Source organism: Parashewanella sp. 2304DJ23-3 (assembly GCF_056591695.1).
In genome coordinates, this window is the sequence record NZ_JBWQOH010000001.1 from 939311 (window position 1) to 963784 (window position 24474).

Below are 24474 nucleotides of genomic sequence, written 5' to 3' on the forward strand. Positions count from 1 at the left end.
CTGCAATCGCAGGTATGATTGAAATATCAGTAATTAACTATTTCTCAGCAGCTTGTTGCCCGCTTGAGCCATCTGTTCAGCACTTTTCATTAACTTCACTTGCACTTCAAACTGACGAGTCAGATCCATTGAAGCGATGAGTTCATTAACGGCTTGCACATTACTCGACTCTAAAAAGCCACTGTCGATGGTGACTTCATCGTTCACGGCTGCTGGAGCTTGGGTATACATCATGCCGTTCAATCCTTTTTGCATCTCAGCGTATTCAGGATTGACCAATTTCAACTGCCCAATTTCTTCAGGAAAAATGTTATTGCCTGTCAACGCACTAATGCGGCCGTCATTACCAACAAACAGTTCACGAAATTCAGGAAGTACGATTGGACCGTCTACACCCACAACAGGAAAACCATTAATGGTTAACTGACCTTCCGAATCTGGCTCAATTGCACCATTACGAGTATAGGCTTCACCTTCTGGCGTTTGAACGGCTAAAAAGCCTTCACCGCGTAACGCCACGTCTAACGTGCGCCCAGTTGTGTTCACTTGACCGTATTGCTGACTGAAATCAGCAGATTGAGTTTGAGCTAACACACGAGTTGGTAAACTATCGCCTGTAGGCTGTAGCCATTTTGCTTCAACACGTTCAAGATCTGCACGAAAACCTGTTGTTTCAGCATTCGCTAAGTTATTGGCTCGAATAGATTGAGCCTCAAGGGTTCGAGTCGCACCTGCTGCTGCGGTATAAAGCATTCGATCCATCGTAAATATCCTTAGATCACGTTAAGCAGGGCTTGCTGCATCGTAGAGTTGGTATCAAGTACTTTGGCGTTTGATTGATAATTGCGCTGAGCTGTCATCAGACTGACCATCTCGGCTGTCGCATCAACGTTAGAACCTTCTAGATAACCACCTTTTAACGAACCTAGAGTCCCTGTCGAAGGTGTGCCTAGAATTGGTTGACCTGCTTCATTACTTGCCGTCCAAGCATTGTTACTGATTGGTTCCAGACCATTCGGGTTGGTAAAGTCCGCTAATACAACTTGACCTTGCAACTGTTCTTGACCATTGGTGTACGTACCGAAGAGCTGGCCGTTTTCATCCAAACGAATTCCGTTCAGTTCACCTGAGGTATAACCATTTTGACTCAAGCTAGAATTGTTATAAGCCGCTGCATATTGCGTACTGCTCTGGTAGTCGACATCAAAATTCAGTGCTGATGCACCGCCAATGATCGCAGGATTAGTGATATTCAAATTTAAGCTTGATGCCGAGGTTAAGTTACCGTCAGTATCAAATGTCATGTTGTAACCACCTGCTGGCGTAACATCTTCGCCATCCATACGGAACTGAACGTCCCAGCTATTAGAACCTGTTTTCACATAGTACTGAGTTAACGCATGCTCGCTGCCTAAAGAGTCAAATACCGAAACCGTATTTGAAGAGTGGAAAGTTGATGCGTCATCCGGATCAAACGGTGTAGCCACTGGATCAATCTCATCAACACGAGCATCAAAATTTGAAACTAAGCCGATATCAGTGGTTGCTTTGGCAGGTAGAGCACTTGTTTGTACTGTTAAGTCCGTGACATTACCGGTTTGCAGTAGGCCATTATTGGTTGCATAGCCTTGTAATTTGTTACCTGCTGGGTCAACAATGTTTCCTTCTGCATCTTGGATAAACATACCAGCACGAGCATAAACTGTATTACCGTCTTGACTGTTCAACACAAAAAAGCCATCACCTTGCAGTCCCATATCCAGCTCACGACCGGTGTAAGTCAGGTTACCGCTTAATGCAAAATTCTGTGATGTTGATAACACACCTACACCACCTGGTTGGCCGCCATTATAAATTGCTGCAAACTCGCTACGGCCTCCACGGAAACCAACCGTAGATTGGTTAGCGATGTTATTACTAATGGTGTTTAAATCTTGTGATGTTGCTTTTAAGCCACTTAACGCAATATTGTAAGACATGGATGTAATCCCTATTTATTCTTTTAAACTTCCGACGCTTATGAAACTTCTGAAATATTCAGTACCGAAGTAGATTCAAGTCCGTTACTGAGCTCAGCAATCATGGTGCCCTTAGCACTGGAGAAATGAACTCTTTCAATCTCAGCTTGTAAAAAGGTATCAGCTACTGAGGTATCTTCACCATTGAGTACAACGGCATTGATCTTATAGTCGCCCTTTGGAAGCCCGAGTGCTTGCGGATCAATATTGAAAGCAATATCACCTGCGTCTTGAGAACCAAGATTTAATGTTTGAACCACTTCACCCTGACTGTTCTTAATTTCCACAGTAAGGTTTTCAGCAGAGCTCTTAAGATAGGCTTTGCCTTGAATCGCTTCCTCGTTGAGTTCAAATGAACTCGCTGGCACCATGGCTTGTTTACCAATTAGATTGGCAGATTGCACAATGCCTAAATTCTCCAGCATGGTCATTTGAGTCGATTGGTTTTTAGTTACGTTCTCTAAGCTCTCAACTTGTGAAAACTGTGCCAACTGAGATACATACTCGTTGGGATCAAGCGGGTCAGTCGGATCTTGGTTGTTGATCTGGGCGATCATCAAGGTCATGAATTCGTTTCTGAGTGCTGACGGATCATTAGAGTTCAATCCAATATTATTGTCAGAACCTTGATTTGTACTGTTCGCAATGGCATTTGTTTGCATCTTAGTTCGTTCCTAATCTCAAGAGTCCTTGCTGCATAGAGCGAGCACGATTCATCACTTCTACATTGGTTTCAAAGCTGCGACTGGCTGCCATCATGTCTGCCATCTCTTGCACTGTGTTCACATTCGAATAGCTGACATACCCTTCTTCATTTGCAAGTGGATGATGCGGCTCGTAACGCATCTCGAGTGGCGCATCGCTTTCAACAACAGCAGCGACCTGAACGTGCGCCCCTGAAACTCGACCTTGATCGGTTTGTTGATAAATCGTAGAAAAGACAGGTTTTAATGCACGAAAAGCTTGTTCCGGGCTCTCTGCCGCCGCACCTGCATTCGCTAAGTTACTGGCCACCGTATTTAATCGAACCGTTTGTGCTTGCATGCCAGCACCCGCAATTTGGTATATATCTCCGAATGACATAACGTTCCCTATTGTCCTTCTATCGCTTTTTTCAAACCGGAAATCTTTAAATTCAGGAAAGTTAAACTGGTTTGATAATCCATCGAATTTTGTGAGAAACGAGCCTGTTCTTTATTGAGCTCAACAGTATTGTTGTCAGCTGAGGTTTGATGTGGGATGCGATACATCGCTTGGTAGTTGCGATCAACTTGAACGCCCATATCGACTTTAGTCATAATGGTTTTAAAATCTAAATCCTGTGCTTTAAAACCTGGTGTTTCAGCATTGGCTAAGTTACCAGCCAGCAACTTACTGCGTTCCACTCTGACATCCAAAGCCTGTGGATGTACCCCTAATGCTGCATCTAGATTGATAGCCATTACGACTCCTAGTATGGTATTGCAAATAATCAACGATGCAGAACAAATAACAACTATCGTGCCAATAAATAATACCCACTACATTTCAAAAGGTTACACAATAAAATCAATAAATATAGGAAGCGGAACTTCCTACTTCCTACTAGGCCTTTTATTGATGTTTCCGCTTTTGTCACAGGCAGAAAATAATAAATCTGAGGTAGAGCAGCAGCTGAAAACTCACATTTTTAAGCTCGTAGATAACTGGCAACAATTGAAAAAAATTGAGCAAATACAACCTGAGTTAACATTAAGAAGCAGCAGAGCAGTTTCAGCATTAAGTAACTGCTCGTCAGAGATTCGTTTCACCAAAAAGAGTGATAAATTGCTGGGTGTACAGCAATGGAGGGCAAGCTGTTCATCTCCCAATCGTGCAGCAATGATAAGAAGCCAACTCTCAGTCAAAGCTTTGTTGCCAGTGACCAAAGAAACACTACAACGAGGGCAAGTAATACAGCCCGACGTTTTGACAATGCAATGGGTTAAATATCCATCATCTCAAACGCAAATCATCACTCAAATGTCTCAATTACTGGGAAAACGAGTAAATCATAAACTTAGACGTTTAAAAGCAATTCAAGCAAAACAACTCATAAGTAATATTTGGATAATGGCTGGAGAACAAGTCATTATTGAAGCTAATGCCAATGGCTTTTCAGCCAATATGAAAGGCGAAGCTTTACAATCAGGTGGTGAAGGTCGAGCCATTAAAGTGAAGAACTTAAGCTCAGGCAAAGTGATACTGGCATACCCTATTGGTAAAGGAAAAGTTGAAACTCGATTTTAGTTATCACGACCAAGTAAACATTAACCAATATTCATTAAATAACCTTTATTTACAACATGTTAATTAAAATTTACTTCCTTGAAATAGCTAATCTTATTCCCTAAAATCCAAACCATTCAAATTACAGAATTTGGATTTTAGGGAGGCTAAGATGGCCACGAAACTGAATCAAGCACAAGTGTCTGACTTTTTGCAAAAAGTGAATTTTTCTGCATTAAATTCAAAACCTTCCTCTAATAAAAAACAATCTATCGAAATCACATTGCTTGATGGTTCGAAAAGGAAATTAAATGTTTGTCGGCCATCTAAAGATCATATAACTGTTGAGCCAATTAAGAGTGGAGTTGTGAGCGAGTTTATGTCCACAGTCTCTACAGACTCAAGAGACTTAGCGATAGCTCAGCAGTATAAAGTTCACCTGATGGCAAGTGATCAACTGCATAATATATCCATTAAACAATTTTTCGGTGAATTAAGAGCTTCACCCAATGAATTGACCCAATTTCTTGCTGCGACAAGAGGGGCAAAAGCTGAGGAGGCTTTACAGGAGTTAAGCAAAACCCAAATTCATTTCGATGAATCAAGGGTTGGCGATACCGCATTTTGCGACGTAGCAGTACAAGAACAATCAACAAAACTGACTGTCGACCAATTTGCTGAAATTTTTAACAATAACTTTTCTGTTGGTGCAGCTTTACTGCATCACCCGTCTACAGACAACATAACACTTAATGAACTGTGTCAATCCCTTAAATCAATTCACCAAAGTCATACAACTGCAAAGTTTTTGAATATCATCGATGAAGTAGAGAAACAAAATGCCAAAAATATTATTGATGATATGCAAGTATTTGAAGCTCTAGACAGTCACTGTACTCCGAACGCCTTGTTACATGTTTATTTTAAACTCCTCAACTTAACAAGCAGCAATACCACTCCTGAAATTCAAAACCAATTGAACAGTGGCATTATTCAGTTGTTGGAAGGAAATCCAGACATTAAATTAACGGAGAGTCAGTCGAGAGCATTATTGCAAGCTAATGGCTTTACTAATGAGCTTGAGAAGCTATGTAGTAATGATCCTGCAAAGGCGGTAAAACTAATGCAAAATTTTCATACTTCTAGCATTAGCCATTATCCTTGCCCTAGATTAAGCACAACAGAAGATACAGACACAATATGGAGGGAGCTATCTAGTATTACTGATCTAACTACACTCCTTTATCACCCTGAATTTTTAACTGAACATTTAGAACATGTTGCCCCTCCTCTCAACATAAATAAGTTACGCTTTATTGAGAATGTGGCGAGAAATATCGATGACTTACCTACAGGCAGTAAACTTCGGTGTGACCTCTACTCGACGGTGCTGAAATCAGTTACTCAAGCAGTCAAAATCCTAGAAGATAATAAAAGCAAAACCTTTGAACAATGGCCTCCATCACTCATGAATACATGCAATATTATTTTAATGAATTGCCGAAGAGATTCACCCGATGCAATCCAAAATGAAGCTGTTATTTCAGCAATTCAAGAGTTAGTAGCGTCATCACCACAGTTTGCAATGGCACTTTATGATTTGGAAGATCAAGAGTTCGGTACCGATAAGCCACGAAGAGAAGCATTTGTTGGAGCAATCATTTTAGGGCTATTAACTAACACTAAATCAGAAGCTTGTGACTCCCTAAAAAATATACTGTCAAGAGACATTTTAATGCAAGACTCCGACTATCCGGAAAAATACCTTACAATGCTGGGACTTAACCCTGAATCCATATTAGATAAAGATTATACACCTGAACAAACATTCATCCTACTTCGAACGAGAGGAATAGGAGTTGCGGCTCGTATCAGAATTCTTACCGACTCAACCTTAATGGAAGCAGTGAAAACAGGAGAGCTCAGTAAAGAACAAATACATAATCTAACTCACTGGATTTATACATTGTGTCAAGATCGCTTTATGGACAAAATTTGCGATTCATTTACGAGTGAGAAACTAGCTGATTTTATGACTGCACCATTTTGGGAGTACGGAGTCAACACCGAGGCTATAGTTGGCGCTTCACCATATCAAATGATTTCCCCTAAAGCTGTGAGACAAAGACTCTTGTACTCACTTTCACCAGAAAAAGCCATGGCAATGGTTAATTACTTATATGAAAATAAACAGGATAGTTTAGGCCAGCAATTACTTGAAGATATTCTGGATTATGATGTTTCAGATGTAATCGATAGAAATTCACCGAATCCAATATTTCCACAACATCCTTGCCAAAAAACCGAGCTATATCTACAGCATATAAATAACCCTGAATTAATTCATGTTATTTTCCGTTCTGACAAATTCCAACAAAGACTGCAAGAGTTTCACGCTAGGGTGAGAGCTCTGCAATCCCAAGTTCAAAGGCAAGTTCAAAATGGTCAGCTGCCCGCAGATACAGAAATATTACGTGGCCTAGGTATAGAATATACTCCTCAATAAAGTGATCTCAGCTATCTATTGATTTCATTCATAATGAGATTACTTTTAAAAAGCACGCCTCAAGCTTCCTGTTCAAAAGGAAAAATTAGAACTTGGTTTTAGTTTTTCAATCTTGCTGTCGCTTATTATGTGATAGAAGGTAGATATAGGAATTGATTCAGTGGAAATCAGTAAATTTAATCAAACGACATCCATTAATACAGCAAAACCAGCGGCGACTAAAAGTGCTTCTGCAGCTGAGAAACCAGTAGTAACTTCAGAGAGTAACCCTGCAAAGATCAGTCATGATTTTGAGCTGCTTTCTCAAGCTCAAGAACAGTTGGCTTCAATTGCGGAAGTTAATTTAGAAAAAATCACCGAAGTTCAGCAATCAATTAAAAATGGTTCTTTTAGTGTCGATATTGAACAAATTGCAGATGCAATGTCGAAGCAACATGGCAATAAATAAGCTGTAATTTGAGCAACCGATGACAAAAAAAGAAATAGTTAGAGCCCTCATTGAAGGCATTAATCGTGACATTAATGGCTACAATAAACTGACTAAGCTCCTTGAAACACAAAGGCAGTTGATGCTTGAGCGAGACAACGACAAACTCGGTGAGCATAATCAGCAGCAACAAGCGTTGTGCGAGCTATTAAAAAAAAATGCGGTTTATCGTAGTCAGTTGCTGAGTAATCTTGGGTTACCTGCCAATAACATTGGTATGGAGCGATTGATTAATGCCCTGCCGGCTCCAGGAAAAGGCAAAGCACTAACTCTTTGGCAAGGTTTAGTTTCTCAGATTGAACAAAGCCAACAACTAAACGACGCCAATGGTGAATTACTTGCTGATCAAATGCAGGTGATTAACAAGCTACTGAATACCACAGAACCTCCTACATACTCTAAAGATCAATAATATCATTCCTCAGTAAGCTTAATTAAAAAATTAAGCTTACTTCATAAACAATTGTATTAAGTGATGCCATTAGATAAAAGTAGATATGGTTTCTTAAGCTTATTTTTCATGGAAAGTTCATCACCTCTTCCACTTCATGTGACTTCCGATACATATCGACAAGATGCTATTTATGACTTAACCGATGAGGAACCAATTTATTTTAGTGTGGAGTTAAATGAAAAATTTCAAGTAACCATGCAAATAAAAAAACTGTCTGATACCAAAGTTAAACTGTCAGTGCACAAATTTCATGTCGAGCACGGGCATGATGTATCTGAAGAGGTAGATAACGAAACTGAAATTGAAAGAGTAATTAAATCAGATTACAAAGCAAGAGTACTGAATGATGCATTACGAAGTGGCGCAATTCAATGCACCGATCCGAAGACTCAACTTCATGCAGAAAACTGTTTAGCAGTCTTATCTCATTGCCACCCTCCAGAAACAGCTTGTCAATTAATGCATGAATTAAAAGAAGTTGGCATAAAGTATCTAGACCAGCAAGTTCCAAGTCCTTATACAGAATCAGTAGCTATACAAGGCGGCCTTACAACCCAAGATGACAAAGATAAGATCCCACCTCTAATTTTTGGAGAGAGAGGCCTCACATTCATTTCATTTCGTAATATCGACGTTGCTATGAAGTTAGCTGATCTAACAGGCTCCAAATGCAATACATTAAAAGCTAAGATATTAGCTGCTGCATTTAATTACCACTTCCAACGTGAAAGAAATAAAGACTGTTCAGAAACACCTCAATCTGACGGCATTAGTAAAAAACTTAAAACATATATTGAAAAGCTTTCTGAGTCTGAACTTAAACTTTTAGTCTCCTCAGAACAATTTCAAGATAATATGCGGCAGGCAGCCAGATCTTCACCTCAGCTTTTTCGCAATTTCACATCGGCTATGCTGGAGGCAATCCCTGAACAGGATGTAACTATGATGTTGGATTCAATTTCTTCTGCAATTTTAGATTTTTTTCAACAAAGTCATTGGAGCAATTGGGAGAACAGCCAACTTCGAGACAAAAGTGGCTTTTTTAAAGCGCTTTTTCTTGAAACAAGAAACTCTAGCGAGTTAGATTACAAGCAATTAAGTATGCTAATAAAAGCAAGCGGCTTAAACACTAAAGAGTTTATAGAAGACAAAAATCTGGAGCCTTTTTTATTAAGTGCCCTAAAAAATGACCCAATGAATACTTTGAAGTTGTTAAGGCACTTTAACCCTGAACTCAATCATGAAGTATTTTATCGGTTATTATCCCACACCATTTACGATGAAAAGATATCAGATAAACGATTAGCTTCAATAATCAGTGCTTACAGCAACGTAGGAATCATTCAAAAAATAGCATTATGGGACAAAAGTTGCAGCAGACTCTGTTATCAGAAGATATTGACTTATGGATTAATTGACGGAATCCGACTACATCGACCGAATATGGACAATTTTATCGAGGGTGTTTGCTTTTTCACTGCTCGTGACATTGAGCAACGAGCAAGGTTCACTCAAGCAAGAGAGCAGGATATCCGAGCCATATGGCTCGAAGCTCCACAAAGTGAAAGTCCAGAGGGTGTCAGACAATTGAGGGATATAGCCAAAATTCATCCCGAGTTTCTTTTTGAAACAAACAAAACATTCCAAGAGATGCAGCTGGCTTGTAAATATAATCCTCAAAAGATGTATATAGCGTTAACTGACTACCTGTCACAAGATTCTAAAACGTCAACAAATGATGTAACCCAACTACTTCATTGGGTATTTGCAATGTATTTGTCATATTGTGAAATGTCACCAGAAAACCTCTTAACAAAACCACCTAAAATTAATACCTCACAAAACATAAAAGATGAAGCAGCATTAAGAGCTGACATCTTACTTTCACTGCTTAAACACAAAAAATTTGCCGCTACAAAAGTAGATTGGGCTGAAGTGACTTGGCAAAACTACCCTAATAAGATTAAGAGCATTATAGAGAAGCAGTCTGAGTTAACGTCTTAACATAAGAGGCAACGCTTGTTTCGAAGCTAAAAGTTAATTTCAAATTGTTAAACTCAAACTATCAAATACATTAAGTTTCCTTAACTTTTATTGTTTCAATATGCTTTTTCAATAAATATTATGGTATGGCAAATCACATACATTCAATATGGCAGAGCTCGGAGCAAGATTCAGTTCAGATAGATCAGTAGATGAGTATCACTATCAAATTACCGCCGCAAATTTATCTAGTGATGGTAAAACCGTTTTCAAATACACATTTAATAACGGCTCTGTTGCCACTTTCAATGCTCACTTAACAGATGAAAGCAAGCTATCAGTAATAGTTACAGATTTTCATGAAGCTCAAGCAGCTGAGAGTGTTGAACTCCAAAGTTTAAATGACTGGTCTATAGTACAAACCTTTGAAGAACAGCTATTAATGAGTATTAGAGGGCTGAATAGCTCCATGATGGGCAGTATTAATTTCGGAACATCACTATCTTTAGCAAATAATGGAGGATACGGATATGTTATGACCTCTCCAGATCAAAGCATTTCATCTACAGGTACAGCACGCCAACTTACCCACTCTATTACATCAGCAGTTTTAGAACAGACTTCTCAAATCGCTGAATCTGACCTTGAGGACGAAGATCATGCTGACCAAAAACAATTTGAAGAATTAACAGGACTAATGAAGGTAATACTTTTTGCTGACTCAATTCATAGTAATTCAATCAATCCTGCAGCATTAATAAATCAATTGGATCCTGAAAGCTTAAAAAACTTTATTAATAAATGTACACAAAAACAACTAAGTCAACTGCTATCAAATCTCAAAGCGCTACCTGAACCTTCAGGGCTCACAAATAGACAAGCTCTAAATACAATTGAACTAGCTTATCACTTGGCCTCTCACAATCCACCAGCCGCCGCTAAACAGCTCCAGTTAATGGACGGAGTGAGCCAAGAAGACAAAGAAGCCTTATTGGTTCGTTTATTTATAGATTCAATTGATATACACAAAGGTGAGTATGAGCCTGAAGACGTTACAGTCGAGCCTTCTATAAATAAAAAACGGGCTTTAGATGATTTTTTATCTTCTCTAACGGTTGAAAACTTCTCTTGCCTTTTACGCTCTTCAGGTTTTCAAAGCCACATACAAAAACTTAAAGATAGCGAACCCGAAGAATATAATAGTTTCCTTAAGTCTCTTATAAAACACTGTGATAAAGAGGCACTGTCAGAGCTATTGCTTCCTTTCTTATTGGATCCAGAAGGTTTAGATAAATTTATTAACTCATGTACACAGGAACAATTAGGTTTATTACTTACGAACATCAAAAAGCTACCTGTATCTTCGGAACTTATAAATAAAAAAGCTCTAAACCTGATTGAGTTAACGCATTTGTTAGCATCTCATAACCCACCAGCTGCCGCTGAAAAACTCCAATCAATGGACGGTCTGAGCCCAGAAGAAAAAGAAGCAATATTGTTTCGTTCGTTTAAAGAATCAATTCATATACACAAAGGCGATTATGAAACTGAAGATTTTAGTGGTGTGCATTTGCTAAATACAGAACGAGCTTTAGATGATTTTTTATCTACCCTAACGGCTGACAGCTTCACTTGCCTTTTACGCTCGTCAGGTTTTCAAAGCTACATACAAGAGCTCAAAGTTAACGACCCCAAAGAATTTAATAAGTTTCTTATATCTCTTGTTAAGCACTACGATATTGAGGTGCCAACAAAGCTTTTATTTCCTTACTTGAGTGATGTTTTAGTCTTTATTTCTTCGGATTTAAGCAAAGCAGTTGAAGATCCTAATTTCTTTAAAGCACTTTTTGCATATCCACAATTTAGTACAGCTCTTACAGAACTAGTTAAAAGTGATTGTATGGTAGGCTTTAAATTTTGCTTTAATTGCCCAGAGCAGTATTGGAAAAAAGCACTCACAATTGCTAGTGAAGAGCATTTAGCCAGTGTACAACAGATGGCTTTAGCTGAGTTTTGTAAGACTTTAAGCGAACAACAACTTTCTATATTGATGAGCGTAATAGAGCCTTCTTTCGATTCAGATAAAAAGCCCCGCCAACCAAATGCTAAAACAGTTTATCCAGAATTTTTAGTTAAAACCCTTTTTAAACATAAAATTGAATCTGCCCCTAATCAGCTTGATGCAATTCGCACTCTATGGGCGGAAGGCTTAACTCCTCCTATAAAAGAAAACTATTTAAAGTGCTTAGTGAGCTTAGTGGCCCCTACTCACTCAAAGCAGGTACTGGAAATGTTCAAACAATCTGCACTAGACGGAACTATTAGTCTTCCACTATTAAAGACACTGAAAGGTTCAGGCACCTTTGTGCAAACTGATTTAACTATGTTTGAAGGTGATCCCCAAATAATGGAGTTTTTAATTGAATCTTTACCTCAATATACTAATGAGGCCTTACTATTCCTGCCAATAGTTGAAGTAAAATCACCTTCTACGGCAATATTGCCACTTCAGTTATTGCAAAGAGCAGTTCTCGAACCATCATTTTCAGACGAACAACTATTAGCTATTTTACAACACGACAACTGGAATGGAATTATTAGCTTACTTCCCGAAACCGAATCTTATTTTCCGTTGAGAACTTCTAGACCTCAGCATCTTCAAAGAGTATTGAGAGTAATCGAATTAAATAGACCTGAAATACACTTTCAGGCTGAGAAGCGGTTTAGAGGGGCTGGTTTTGATAAAACCCAATCTATACTTAGAAAAAATGAATCCTTCTCGGGACGAAAAATTCTTAAAGATGTAGAGAAATTACAAAGTGCAAAACTAGACAATAAAGTTTATCTAGAATTGTTATTTAGAGCTGGGCTCAATGAAGTTGGAATGAAAAATGTCTATACAAGTAATCCTGAGAAAGTAGGAGAAGCATTAAAAGAATTTGCTTCTAAGGATCAAATACTATCTAAGGAAAGAACCGTTGAATATGCCAATTGGTTAAAAATCATTTCTGAAACTGACGCAAATACAGCTTTTGATATATTACAGTCATTATCGATGAATAATCGCAGTCAAATTATTGCACACCTATTTGCTTCACCGGAAAATAAAGACTCAATCTCATCGAAAACATTACTAGGTATATTATCAGAAATACCGGCTGAAGAAGTTTTAACATTTGTAGGTGCAACATATAGGGATGAAACAAATAGGCAAGCAGGAGTTGTGCTAATGACCGCTCTTTTTGAGCACGAATTTCAACAAATGACACAACGAGCGGACGCTCGAAAACTAGGCCCTGATGATGATAAGTCTGAACTTGCCGATAGATTTATGCTCTATTTAGCGAAATGTGATGAAGAATCAAGGGAGTTAATAGATAAATCCATCTCAGACGAGTTTCTTAAAAACCTAATTAGCATTCCGTATTTGGGTGATTATGTAGCATTTTTCATAGATGAAAACCGTTTTTTAAAGATCACCTTAACTGAAGATCAAAATTAGAATTCATATTTCCGACAAGCAAACTCATCCGTTTGAGTTTGCTCTTGTTTCACTAACAACTTCTGTTTTTCCACACGAGCATTGTTTAATGCGACTTCTAACCCCAAATGACGCCCCAGCTGCCTGCGCCAAAGCTTCTCAACTCGTAGCTGCTCTTGAGTATGCAACATTTGTTGGCGAGTGAGCTGCTTTTTAATCGGCTCTAACGCCAAACTCATTTCAACGCTATTATTCAATAACATTGGGTTAGTATGCTGGTAGCGCTGCTGTGCATAGCTACTAGCAGCCTGTTGTAATGCTTGTTGCTGCATTTCCAATTGACTGAGCTTTAATTGCGATTGCTGCTTTTCATTAGCAAGAGCAGACAGCTTTTTCTGCTCCTGTTTACTCAGCAGCTTCAAAGCGCTCATCGTTGAACACCTGTCAGTTGTGTCATCAAGCCATCAAGGCTTGCTAATGTTTGCTCAATATTTGCGAGTTCATTCATTCCTTGCTGTAAAAACTCAGCCAACTTTGGATAGCTGTTTACGGCTACATCCAACTGCGGATCTTGCCCAGCTTGATAGCCACCTAATGGAATTAATGCTTTCACTTCATTATACTTACTCAGCAACAAACGCAGTAATTTTGCATGCTCTAATTGTTGCTCGGTGGAGATTTGAGTAGCCAGACGACTCACAGAGGCACACACATCAATTGCAGGAAAGTGCCCTTGTTCGGCAAGTTGACGACTCAACACAATATGACCATCTAAAATTGCTCTGGCAGAATCAGCGATCGGATCTTGCAAGTCATCGCCTTCACTTAATACGGTATAAAAAGCGGTTAACGTTCCGACAGCATGCTGACTGTTCCCCGACATTTCTACCAAACTTGGTAAGGTTGCGAATGCTGATGGCGGATAACCCTTTGTTGCAGGCGGCTCACCTAAACTCAGTGCAATTTCACGTTGTGCTTGTGCGTAACGGGTAAGCGAATCGACCAATAGTAATACTTGCTTGCCCTGCTCTCTAAAATCAGCGGCTATTTGATGACAAAGCAACATGGCACGTTTGCGCATGACAGGTGTTGTATCGGCTGGAGCGGCTACGACAACTGCACGTTGCATCCCTTCGCTACCGAGTGAATCTTCGATAAACTCTCTTACTTCACGACCACGCTCACCAATTAAACCTACAACAATCACTTCAGCTTCGGTGAACCGAGTCATCATTCCTAACAACACTGATTTACCGACACCTGAGCCAGCAAATAAACCTAAACGTTGACCGCGACCGATCGGCGTTAATGCGTTTATCGCTCTTACACCAACATCTAAAGTTTCTGTAATAGGTTTACGTTTTAATGGGTTTAGGTTTTTATGAGCACGACTGTGTTTATTGTCAATATGGGCTTCAAGTTCATCAATCGGTTGCCCTAAACCATCGATAACACGACCAAGAAGCTTATCGCCAAATGGCATTCTGCGATGATCCGAAATGGGCAATACTCTTGCACCAGGCATTAAACCATGAGGGTGCTCTACAGGCATTAAGCAAAGAGTTTCTTTATGAAAGCCAACCACCTCAGCTTCTATCCAACGACCATCACGGCATTCAATTTTGCAAGGCTCGCCAGTCGCCATTTGGCAACCCACGGCTTCAAGCAATAAGCCATTGACTCGAGTCAGTCGCCCGTAAACTTGAGCAACCGGAACGGCAGGAAAATCAAGAATTACCGCTTCAGTCGGCGACATGCGCTTCCTCTGATTGAGCTGCTTCTGTTTGAACGGTTTGGTTTTGATTGATCTCTACCAATTTATTGGCCACATGATCCATACAGGTATTTAAGCGAGTCTCTACTGAAGCATCTGCATCAGAATGTTCACTTACGACTCTGCAACCACCAGCAGAAATACCGTCATCAGGAACAAGTTTCCAATCTTTAATTTTATCAGCAGCGAGTTCTTGTAACTTGCTGACTGCGGTGGGCTCTAAATGAATTTTAACCTGCTTGGCATCATCTGGTAGTGCCGCTAAGGTTTCTTCTACAAGCGTTAATATTTGTGTTGGCTGTAGAGTTAATTCACAGCGAATCACTTGCTGAGAAACTTTACGTACAAGTTCTAGAATTAAATCCTGCTGCTGTAAAATGTGCTGGTTATGACCGTCTTCTAGCGTTTCTTTTAGTGCAGAAAGCGGAGTAATCATATCGTTTAGTTGGGATTCAAGATGTGATCGCCCTTGCGAATGCCCTTCAGCTAATCCTTGCTTGAAGCCCACATTATAACCCGCTTGTTTACCTTGTTCTTCACCTGAGCTAAAACCGGCATCATGCCCTTGCTGTAAACCTTCGTCATAACCTTTATCAAATTTGGCTTGATAGTCATCCCATGCAGCTGTGGCATCTTGCAATTCCTGTTCATGGGCCGATTGCAATAGAGGCGGAAAACGATGCAACCGAACATTACGCGGCGCTGATTTATTAAATACTAAGTTCGAAGGTTTCATATCGTCCTTACTTCCTATTCCACAACTTGTTCTTCAAATAGCTGCAGCTCAATTTCGCCGTCATCGTTCATTTGTTTCGCCAACTGCATAATCTCTTTACGAGCAGCAATCGCTTGGCTTAACGGTACAGAACCTAAAGCTTCAGATTGTGTTTCAATTGCTGATGACATTCGTTTTGGTAACGCCGTCATAATGATGGCTTTCAGTTCAAAATCGATGCCTTTAATGGCTACTGCTAATATTTCAGGTGGCACAACTGAAATAATTTCTTGTAAAACATCCGGCTTTTGACGACCAAGAATAATGAAATCAAACATATTGTCAGTAACGTCACTCGCAAGATCAGTATCATGCAACTTGATCATGGTCATCAGCTGCTCACGATCACCGTCATAACGATTCAAAATATCGGCCACTTGGCGGACACCAGATACTTTGGTGTGACTCTTTTCCATTGCGATCAGCATGCAACGCTCAACCAACTGTCTCAGTTCATCGACCGCATCTCTATCAAGCTCACTGAGCTGGGCAATACGAACTAATACTTCGTCCTGAACAGTTTCAGGTAATTCTTGTAACACTTGAGCTGCGCTTTCAGGAGGCAGTAAGGCAAGAAGAACAGCTTGAAGCTGACAATGCTCATAAGCAATTTCCTTAGCAAGAAGTTGTGGGTCAACCCATTCTAGACGTCTTACAAGCGTTTTAATCTCGTTACCGTAAATACTGTCGATCAAACTCTTAGCGACTCGATCGCCTAAGGCTAAATCTAAGGTTTTTTGCAGATAAGAACGTGATGCTCTAGCAATACCAGATTGTTCTCGATACTGACTAAAGAACCGACCTAGAACTTCGTCGGCTTCATGCTGGCTGATACTAGAAAGTCGAGCCATTTTATGACTAAGGTGCTGTACATCATGGCGATCAAGATGCGCCATCACTTGTGCCGCCCCTTTTTCGCCCATACTCAGCAGTAACATTGCCGCTTGCTCTACATTGTTCATACTACTGTTCCTTACTCTCTTCGACTTCTTTATCTTTTATCCAGTGTGAAATCACTTCTGCAACTCGTGCAGGTTCTTTCTCTGCCAATAAGCCTAAATGCTCAAGTTTGACCGTCAGTGGTGAGCCTGGCTCTGGTAGTCCATGTAAGTGCATCCACTCAGCTTCAGATAACTCAGCTTGCTCTGGTGTTTGTGCTGATTTTGGCAAGGCACCTAGAGATTCTGCTTGTTGCTCTTCTGCGCTTAACAACGGCTTAGCATCATGGTTGCTGTTGTCTTCAAATTCGTTTTCTACGGTGCGAGTTAGGTGTTTAACCAGAGGGCGCAGAACAAAAATAATCAAACCAAACCCAAGCAAACAACCAATCAAATAACGCAAATACACTTGGTACGTTTCTGACTGCCACCACGGCATTGGCTCAAATTGTGCGACAACAGTTGGGGCAAAGCTAAAGCTGTTGACACTAAATTGATCGCCACGCTCAGCGCTGTAACCAATCGCATTTCGAACCATTTGACTGATCTGTTGCTGTTGTGCGTCGGTCCAACCTGCTTCACCTGCGGCCGCACTATTGAGTAAGACTGAAACAGACAAACTTTCAAGCTGCATTTGTTGATATTTAATGTGCTTAACTGAGCGACCTACATCAAATTGGCGATTGTTTTGCTCACGTAGATTACGACGTTGATTCTTATCCGCTTCACTGCCTGTTGTTGGCGGCTGATTACTGAGTGCACCAGGAATGCCCAATGCTAAGTCTGAATTACTTTCATCACGTGATAGCTGCTCAGAACGTATCACGGTAGATGGATCTAATGATTCTTTAGTCTCTTCAATTTGATTGAAGTTAACCTTAGCCGAAACTTGCACCTTAAAATTATCTTGACCAAGTACAGGCAGTAACATGTTTGATGCACGCTCAATGAGGCTCTGCTCAAGTTCATTGGTGTATTTCAATTGGCGGTCACGTGACTGAGTCATGTCTTCGCCGATATTGATCACTGAACTTAAATGGTTACCTTCTTGATCTACAACTTGGACTCGTTCAGGCTTCATCCCCATAACGCTGCCAGAAACCAAGTTAACAATCGATTCAATCTGCTGTGGTGTTAGGCTGGCATCTGCGTATAAGTCCAACATAACTGATGCAGAAGCCAGCTCGGGTTTCTCTCGTATGAATAATGACTTCTTTGGGATCGCAAGATGCACTCGAGCATTACGAACGACCTTTAAGGCCATAATCGTACGAGCCAACTCTCCTTCGAGACTATGACGATAGCGCGCTTGCTCCAAAAACTGACTGGTGCCAATACCAGATTTATCTAACGCTTCCATACCTGATGGCACTTTGGCTTTCACACCACGTGCAGCCAGCAACATGCGGGCTGCCCCCAATTTCTCTTCAGGTACTAAAATCAATCCGGTATTAGTTTCAAGCTGGTAATTGATGCCTTCAGACTCTAGCACTTCAATGATCTTCGAAGTATCCACCTGCTCTTGCTTACCGTATAAAGCACGGTAGCCTTGACTGGCACTCCATAACGCCAGCACAATCACACAAGCTACTACAATTGCTAACACAGCTAGCACGAGTACTTGCTTATCGCTGCCATTGAAACTATGCCATTTTTGCTTCATTGATAAAAGCAAGTTGCCACTTTGCTCTTCGGTGATCACTTTCGGCTCAGGTTGGGTTAACGTCATTGTCATAGTGCGAATTTCCAAAGATAAAATTAAATAGGCATTTTCATTACGTCATCAAACGCCTGAACGAGACGATTACGTATTTGAACCATTGCAGAAAAAGATAGGCTGGCTTTTTGAGATGCGACCATAGCACCAACTAAGTCATCACTTTGTCCACTGTCAACAGCGCGCATCAATGCAGATGATGTATTTTGATCGGTATTAATCGCAGAAACTTTTTGTGCCATTAAGTCAGAAAATGATGCTTCAGTCCCACCAATTTCATCAGGATTACGACGAATGGTAATTTCACCTTTCGCTACTTCTTTATAGCGGTCAAGTTGTTGCAGTAACGATTGGTTATTTGTGTCTAAAGCATTCATTTACGATTACCTTTTATTCTTCTTTTATAAACAGCTTTTGCTTATGCGGCTTTCGCCTCTGTTAGAATCGTGTCGATATCGATACCTTGTTCACGCATTTGTGCCAATTTGTAGCGTAAGGCTCGAGTTGTCATTTCCAAAAATTCGGCTGTTTTACAACGATGACCATTGAACCGCTTCAAAGCATCGATAACGTATTGAAATTCAGCCTGCTGCTTAGATTGTTTTAAACTGGTCTCTTTCGATTCTATAAGGACGGCACTAGATTTAATTTCTAAACCTAAGTCTGCCATCTGTATCACTTGCCCACGCCTTAACACCAGCGCACGCTGAATACAATTTTCAAGTTCTCTTACATTTCCCGGCCAATCATGTGCCATCAATACTTGCTTAGCTTGATCACTAAAAAATTGAAGCTGGGCATCCATGTTGTACTTACTCAGAAAGTACTCAGCTAAGGGTAAAATATCGCTTCTGCGTTCACGTAATGGCAATGTCTTCAGTGGAAGTACATCTAAGCGGTAAAATAAATCCTCTCTAAATTCACCATTTTTAACCGCTGCACGTAAATCACGGTTAGTGGCAGCAATAATACGAATATCCAATGAAATCGATTTGTGGTCGCCTAGGCGTTCAACTTCTCTTTCTTGGAGTACTCGCAACAGTTTTGCTTGTAGCAGTAACGGCATTTCGCCAATTTCATCCAACAAAATTGTACCGCCATTAGCCAGCTCAAACTTGCCTGGTTGATCGGCTTGCGCCCCGGTAAATGCACCTTTGCTATGTCCAAACAGTAAAGACTCAAGAATACTTTCAGGGATAGCAGCGCAGTTAATTGCGATGAATGGTTGATTTGCACGAGAAGAGTTTTGATGGATATAACGCGCTAACGGCTCTTTTCCTGTTCCACTTTCACCTGTGATCAGTACTGAAGCTTCTGTCATTGCACTGCGATGAGCGAGCATCAATAGCTGACGACTCACGGGAGATGAAACAATATAATTTTGGTTTGTTCTTTCCAGCTCTTTCAAGCGAATAACCAAGGCTATCAGTTGTTCTTGTTGCAATGGCAGTAACAAATAATCTTGAACACCTAGTTTCATAGCTTGCGCTGCATTTTCACTTTGCTCAGCATTAAGAAGTGCAACTTTATTCGCTCCACTGACCTTAGCTAATTCAACTTCAATACATTCAGTAGATACATTTGATAGATTGACGAGACTCAACCAAGGCGTCTGCTGACAGCTCTTTACAAGGTTAAAGCCTTCACATTCTAATGCCTTAACTAAATCATCTGAGATTTGATGTTCAATGAGCTCAATGCAGTAGTTATTCACTGGCTTGCTCCTTGACCATATTTAACCAGCTTAACCGTAACACGACGATTAATAGAGCGACCTTTCTCTGTCGAATTCGCCACTAATGGCATCCGTTCGCCGTGATGACGCACTTCTACCATATCAATAGCAAGCCCAAGTTCGACAAGCCTCGATGCGACTTCATCAGCACGCTCTTTACTTAACACTAAGTTTGCTAGGTGATGGCCATTGCCATCAGCGTGAGCATCAATAAGAACACGTTCGATACTGCTGTCTGCTTTAACGTATTCAACGACTGCATTTAAGTCTTGCTCGTGTTGCGATATGAGCTTACTGCTTCCAGAGTGAAAAATAAGGTCGATGCGTCGAACGTAAGAATAGGGTTTCGGTAACAACTGGGCATAACAGTGACGAAATTGCTCAATGACGTTTTGAGAGTTAACAGCATTAGCAATGCCAGAGAACTTATCGCCAATCTGGTTCTTAACTGTAACTTCAATAGCATAACCTTTCGCTATGGCTTTTAAATAAAGACCGAGCTTGTTATCAGCAACTGAAGTTTGCTGTTTGTTATTTGCTTTAAATTCAAAGGTTGGAAATGATTCATTTTGTGTTTGGTGCCACGAAGGAACGACCACTTGAGCAAAGCTATGTGCCTTTTCAAAATTCAGCCATTGACTGTTTATATTCAGTTTTAATGACGCATCCGGTAGTGCAACTAAACTGATCTCGCCAAAGCGGCTTATGTCATGAGTAAGTTGACATGAGAATTTATCACCTTGATAGCGCCAACTTGATTGCTCTAATTCAGTTTGAAATGAGCCAGCCCATAAAACATTGGGCAATAATGCACACACACACCAAAGGCTTATTTTTATTATTGTAATGACCTTCATCGAATTATTTCGTCCATAAACAGTTTTAATTAAAATTCATACAGGCGGTTATAAAAACCACAAAATTAAAACTAATTGGCAATAAGAATTAACAACGTGAACAATTAAACACAAATTAATATTGATTGTAAAACAAAATAACAAATAAAAATCACATTAATTAATTAAATGCATTTATTATTGACCTAGCATTAATAAATAAGATAAATTCAAAACCGATTTGATAATATAATTAACAATTAACAAAACAGTGAATATTTAATTATAAAACAATCGACAACCAACACACTAAGTTACTGTTTTAAATAGCATTTAAAAAATAAAACTTTAGTGTCAAAAGTTTATCCAATGTCAAAAAATTATTTAAAGTAAGAATATTGACGTTTTAAATAATAAATAAGGACGTGACATTAATTTGACATCAAATATTTAGAAAACACTTATTTGACGACTGACAAATTAATATCAAAACAAAAATGAAAACGACATCTAAAGCAGTATTATTAAAAACAAACAATACAAATAGTATTAGGCCCATAGCATTAACAAATGAAAAGCTTGCACGGAGTAGATTATTTTCTCAGCTTAAGTCTAGCCAGCGTTCTATTTTAAATGTAACGAACTCTTTATTAATGCCAATTATCAGGCAAGGACACTCAGCATTAGAAACCATTAAACAAGATTCAGTACCAGAAGTATTTGATCCGAACATCAAACAGTCATGGTTTACCATGATGTACCAAGGTAATACCGTTGCCTGGTGGAGTGTCGATCGCTCTACACTAGATCAGCTTGCCAGTTGTTACTATGGCAGCCCAAGTAGTCCGGCCAAGTCTCCCTTGCTACCACCTAGTCACTCTGAGTTTCGTCTAGCAAAACGTTTTATGCTCGGTGCATTGAAAGCATTACCCGACTTATCGCTCGATCCTGATGATATCGAATTAACACTATTAACCAGTGCCAGTGAAATTAACGCCCAGGTGATTTGGACAATGAGTTTTGCCAAAGAAAGCTATATAAAACCAATGCATTTTTGTGTCAATGAGCAGCTTTTGAGTTTGCTGTCCAACCAACCTACCCATCAAGAGCCTGCATTGAATCTGGATGAAAAGCTTAAAGAAAAGAGTCGCCAAATTCCTGTACAACTCAAGGTTGAACTAGGAAAAGCTAATACCAATATGACAGAACTCAACCAGTTACGTCCTGGTGACATTTTACCATTGACGTTACACACACATTGCCCAGTAAAAGTGACTGACCATCATTTATATGATGCCAATATTTACACCGACCAAGGGCAAATGGTAGCCAAAATCACTAAGGTTCAAGATGAGGAAAAAATGATATGAGTGAACACGATTTATTAGCTGATTCGGATTTATTGCTAGATGCTGACATTTTTAATGATGATGAACCATTAGAACTGCCGAACACCAGTAAGCCTAAAAAAGATATGTCCTTTTTTCAACAGTTGCCTGTACAAGTAACACTTGAATTGGCCAGTGCTGAAGTCTCTCTTGGGGAGCTTACAGAGATGGGAGAAGGAAATGTCATTATGCTTGACCGTATGGTGGGTGAACCATTAGATGTGCGTGTTAACGGTGCTCTCTTAGGCCGTGGTGAAGTCGTTGAAGTCAGTGGCCGTTACGGTGTGCGTTTATTAGAAGTTGAATCAACCCAACTTTAAGACTAGTGATTTAAGGTTTACACACATGTGGCGAGTATTACTGATATTAGGGCTAATGTTTACACCATTAGCAAGTGCTTCTGAAGGGCTCACCCTGCTGACATTATCTGATGGCGATCAGCAGCAATCGGTGAACATTAAGCTTGAAATTTTAGCGTTAATGACCGTGTTGAGCTTATTGCCTGCAATGCTGATGATGCTCACCAGTTTTACTCGAATTATTGTCGTGCTTGCCATTCTTCGTCAAGCTATTGGTCTGCAACAAAGTCCACCCAATCGAATACTTGTTGGCATTGCGCTAGTGATCACCCTATTTATTATGCGTCCAGTTGGTAATGCCATCTATGAAGATGCTTTTGTGCCCTATGATAAAGGCTTAATTGAATTGCCTGAAGCTGTCGAACGCGCTGAACAACCCCTGCGTAAATTTATGCTAGCGCAAACACGGGAAACAGATTTAGAGCTGTTATTAAAAATTGCTGATGAACCAACAACCTTAACTCAAGACGAAGTGCCATTTCTGGTAATGATGCCAGCCTTTGTACTCAGCGAATTAAAAACAGCATTTCAAATTGGCTTTTTGTTGTACTTACCTTTCCTTGTTATTGATTTAGTGGTCGCCAGTGTGTTGATGTCTATGGGGATGATGATGCTATCGCCACTGATTATCTCATTGCCCTTTAAATTGATGGTCTTTGTACTTGTCGATGGTTGGTCAATGACGGTAAATACCTTAGTCGCCAGTTTTGGTTGACGGAGCGAGTTATGGATACTAATCAACTCACAGCCATTTTCGCTGATGCCATTTATTTGGTCGTTGCTATGGTAAGTGTACTTATTGTACCTAGCTTATTATTGGGCTTGATCATCGCAGTTTTCCAAGCGGCGACTCAGGTAAACGAACAAACACTGAGCTTCTTTCCTAAGCTCGTGTTTACATTACTAACCGTTTTGTTTACTGGCAATTGGATGTTGACTAAGTTGGGTGACTTATTTAACCAGCTGTTCTACAACATTCCACATGTCATTGGTTAAACCGTGTTAGCACTTACTACCGATCAGATTGTTAGTTTTCTTGGTTTATTCTGGTGGCCTTTCTGTCGAATTATGGGTGCTTTTGCCTTAATGCCTATGCTCGGCAGTAGTTATATTCCTGTAACCGTTCGCATTTTGCTCGCAGCCTCAATCTCTGGCATTTTAGTGCCTGTATTACCCACTATGCCAACGATTGATCCACTTTCGATACAAGGAGTATTGGTAGCTGGAGAACAAATGTTGGTGGGTGCCATGATGGCGTTATTTGTCAATATGCTAATTGTCACCATGACTATGATTGGTGCCATGATGGCGATGCAAATGGGACTTGCGATGGCAATGATGAACGACCCATCAAGCGGCAGTTCTAATCCGATTATTGGTCAATGGTTGTTGATATACGCCATTTTATTATTTCTCTCTTTAGATGGTCACCTTGTCAGTATCGGCATTATGGTCGATAGCTTTCATTTATGGCCTGTGGGCAGTGGTGTGCTCGGTCTGCCATTAATGTCATTGGTCGCTAAATTCGGTTGGATGTTTGCTTCCGCTTTTATGGTCGCTTTACCAGTAATCATCGCAATGTTATTGGTTAATATCACCTTTGGAGTGCTTAGTCGTGCAGCACCTTCCTTGAACGTTTTTGCTTTGGGCTTCCCAATGTCAATGCTCATGGGGCTGTTTTGCCTGCTGTTTTCGTTTTCCGGTTTGCCGTCGCGATACAGTGACTTTTGTATCGAAGCTCTGCAAAGCATGCAAAATTTCATCAGTGGGGGGTAA

The 24474-nt window shown here is 40.1% G+C and carries 24 protein-coding genes; 11 read left to right on the forward strand and 13 right to left on the reverse strand.

Annotated elements, in window-relative coordinates:
* Positions 1-33: 33 nt before the first annotated feature.
* From AC1EU2_RS04145 to AC1EU2_RS04165, 5 genes are read right to left on the reverse strand one after another with little or no spacing between them, the layout of a single operon-like run.
* Positions 34-762 carry a flagellar basal body rod protein FlgF gene (locus AC1EU2_RS04145; RefSeq protein WP_480296728.1) on the reverse strand — a complete coding sequence of 243 codons (729 nt, stop codon included), beginning with the start codon at positions 760-762 and terminating at the stop codon, positions 34-36.
* An 11-nt stretch (positions 763-773) separates the two neighbouring features.
* The gene (gene flgE / locus AC1EU2_RS04150; protein WP_480296729.1) at positions 774-1979 is read right to left on the reverse strand and encodes a flagellar hook protein FlgE; all 1206 of its coding nucleotides are present in this window, start codon (positions 1977-1979) and stop codon (positions 774-776) included.
* 38 nt (positions 1980-2017) lie between these two features.
* A complete protein-coding gene (locus AC1EU2_RS04155; protein WP_480296730.1) occupies positions 2018-2680 on the reverse strand; it encodes a flagellar hook assembly protein FlgD in 663 nt (220 codons plus the stop codon).
* Between the two features lies 1 nt (position 2681).
* A complete protein-coding gene (gene flgC, locus AC1EU2_RS04160; protein ID WP_129948434.1) occupies positions 2682-3101 on the reverse strand; it encodes a flagellar basal body rod protein FlgC in 420 nt (139 codons plus the stop codon).
* Between the two features lie 8 nt (positions 3102-3109).
* The gene (locus AC1EU2_RS04165; protein WP_480296731.1) at positions 3110-3460 is read right to left on the reverse strand and encodes a flagellar basal body rod protein FlgB; all 351 of its coding nucleotides are present in this window, start codon (positions 3458-3460) and stop codon (positions 3110-3112) included.
* 157 nt (positions 3461-3617) lie between these two features.
* Here AC1EU2_RS04165 and flgA point away from each other — a divergent pair, with 157 nt between their 5' ends.
* The 6 genes from flgA (at position 3618) to AC1EU2_RS04195 (ending at position 13197) form a co-directional block, all read left to right on the forward strand.
* On the forward strand, positions 3618-4286 hold the full coding sequence (gene flgA / locus AC1EU2_RS04170) for a flagellar basal body P-ring formation chaperone FlgA (protein ID WP_480296732.1): 669 nt from the start codon (positions 3618-3620) through the stop codon (positions 4284-4286).
* 151 nt (positions 4287-4437) lie between these two features.
* Entirely contained in the window at positions 4438-6771 is a 2334-nt protein-coding gene (locus tag AC1EU2_RS04175) for a hypothetical protein (protein WP_480296733.1), read from the forward strand.
* A 160-nt stretch (positions 6772-6931) separates the two neighbouring features.
* Positions 6932-7219 carry a flagellar biosynthesis anti-sigma factor FlgM gene (flgM, locus tag AC1EU2_RS04180; RefSeq protein ID WP_480296734.1) on the forward strand — a complete coding sequence of 96 codons (288 nt, stop codon included), beginning with the start codon at positions 6932-6934 and terminating at the stop codon, positions 7217-7219.
* A gap of 19 nt (positions 7220-7238) precedes the next feature.
* Positions 7239-7670 carry a flagellar protein FlgN gene (locus AC1EU2_RS04185; RefSeq protein ID WP_480296735.1) on the forward strand — a complete coding sequence of 144 codons (432 nt, stop codon included), beginning with the start codon at positions 7239-7241 and terminating at the stop codon, positions 7668-7670.
* Between the two features lie 108 nt (positions 7671-7778).
* Positions 7779-9716: a hypothetical protein gene (locus AC1EU2_RS04190; RefSeq protein ID WP_480296736.1), complete on the forward strand. Its 1938-nt coding sequence runs from the start codon at positions 7779-7781 to the stop codon at positions 9714-9716.
* Between the two features lie 148 nt (positions 9717-9864).
* Complete coding sequence (locus AC1EU2_RS04195) at positions 9865-13197, forward strand: hypothetical protein (protein WP_480296737.1); 3333 nt, start codon at positions 9865-9867, stop codon at positions 13195-13197.
* Here the strand turns inward: AC1EU2_RS04195 and AC1EU2_RS04200 are convergent.
* Genes AC1EU2_RS04200 through AC1EU2_RS04235 form a run of 8 tightly spaced genes read right to left on the reverse strand, consistent with a single transcriptional unit; the run spans position 13194 to position 20972 of the window.
* Complete coding sequence (locus AC1EU2_RS04200) at positions 13194-13607, reverse strand: hypothetical protein (RefSeq protein WP_480296738.1); 414 nt, start codon at positions 13605-13607, stop codon at positions 13194-13196. The genes AC1EU2_RS04195 and AC1EU2_RS04200 overlap by 4 nt on opposite strands.
* A complete protein-coding gene (locus tag AC1EU2_RS04205; protein WP_480296739.1) occupies positions 13604-14932 on the reverse strand; it encodes a FliI/YscN family ATPase in 1329 nt (442 codons plus the stop codon). The genes AC1EU2_RS04200 and AC1EU2_RS04205 overlap by 4 nt, the downstream gene beginning before the upstream one ends.
* Entirely contained in the window at positions 14919-15686 is a 768-nt protein-coding gene (gene fliH, locus AC1EU2_RS04210) for a flagellar assembly protein FliH (RefSeq protein WP_480296740.1), read from the reverse strand. Before fliH ends, AC1EU2_RS04205 begins: the two co-directional genes overlap by 14 nt.
* A 14-nt stretch (positions 15687-15700) precedes the next feature.
* The gene (locus AC1EU2_RS04215; protein WP_480296741.1) at positions 15701-16687 is read right to left on the reverse strand and encodes a flagellar motor switch protein FliG; all 987 of its coding nucleotides are present in this window, start codon (positions 16685-16687) and stop codon (positions 15701-15703) included.
* Position 16688: 1 nt separating this feature from the next.
* On the reverse strand, positions 16689-18398 hold the full coding sequence (gene fliF / locus AC1EU2_RS04220) for a flagellar basal-body MS-ring/collar protein FliF (protein ID WP_480296742.1): 1710 nt from the start codon (positions 18396-18398) through the stop codon (positions 16689-16691).
* Positions 18399-18421: 23 nt separating this feature from the next.
* Positions 18422-18757, reverse strand: a complete 336-nt coding sequence (gene fliE, locus AC1EU2_RS04225) for a flagellar hook-basal body complex protein FliE (protein WP_480296743.1) — start codon at positions 18755-18757, stop codon at positions 18422-18424.
* 41 nt (positions 18758-18798) lie between these two features.
* On the reverse strand, positions 18799-20094 hold the full coding sequence (locus AC1EU2_RS04230; protein WP_480296744.1) for a sigma-54 interaction domain-containing protein: 1296 nt from the start codon (positions 20092-20094) through the stop codon (positions 18799-18801).
* Positions 20091-20972 carry a MotY family protein gene (locus tag AC1EU2_RS04235; protein ID WP_480296745.1) on the reverse strand — a complete coding sequence of 294 codons (882 nt, stop codon included), beginning with the start codon at positions 20970-20972 and terminating at the stop codon, positions 20091-20093. The genes AC1EU2_RS04230 and AC1EU2_RS04235 overlap by 4 nt, the downstream gene beginning before the upstream one ends.
* Before the next feature lie 632 nt (positions 20973-21604).
* Here AC1EU2_RS04235 and AC1EU2_RS04240 point away from each other — a divergent pair.
* From AC1EU2_RS04240 to fliR, 5 genes are read left to right on the forward strand one after another with little or no spacing between them, the layout of a single operon-like run.
* A complete protein-coding gene (locus tag AC1EU2_RS04240; protein ID WP_480296746.1) occupies positions 21605-22321 on the forward strand; it encodes a FliM/FliN family flagellar motor switch protein in 717 nt (238 codons plus the stop codon).
* Entirely contained in the window at positions 22318-22659 is a 342-nt protein-coding gene (locus tag AC1EU2_RS04245; RefSeq protein ID WP_480296747.1) for a FliM/FliN family flagellar motor switch protein, read from the forward strand. Before AC1EU2_RS04240 ends, AC1EU2_RS04245 begins: the two co-directional genes overlap by 4 nt.
* Positions 22660-22684: 25 nt before the next feature.
* Positions 22685-23413 (forward strand): flagellar type III secretion system pore protein FliP, encoded by a 729-nt coding sequence (gene fliP / locus AC1EU2_RS04250; protein ID WP_480296748.1) that lies wholly within the window; start codon positions 22685-22687, stop codon positions 23411-23413.
* Positions 23414-23424: 11 nt separating this feature from the next.
* On the forward strand, positions 23425-23694 hold the full coding sequence (locus AC1EU2_RS04255) for a flagellar biosynthetic protein FliQ (protein WP_129948453.1): 270 nt from the start codon (positions 23425-23427) through the stop codon (positions 23692-23694).
* A 3-nt stretch (positions 23695-23697) separates the two neighbouring features.
* Positions 23698-24474 (forward strand): flagellar biosynthetic protein FliR, encoded by a 777-nt coding sequence (gene fliR, locus AC1EU2_RS04260; protein WP_480296749.1) that lies wholly within the window; start codon positions 23698-23700, stop codon positions 24472-24474.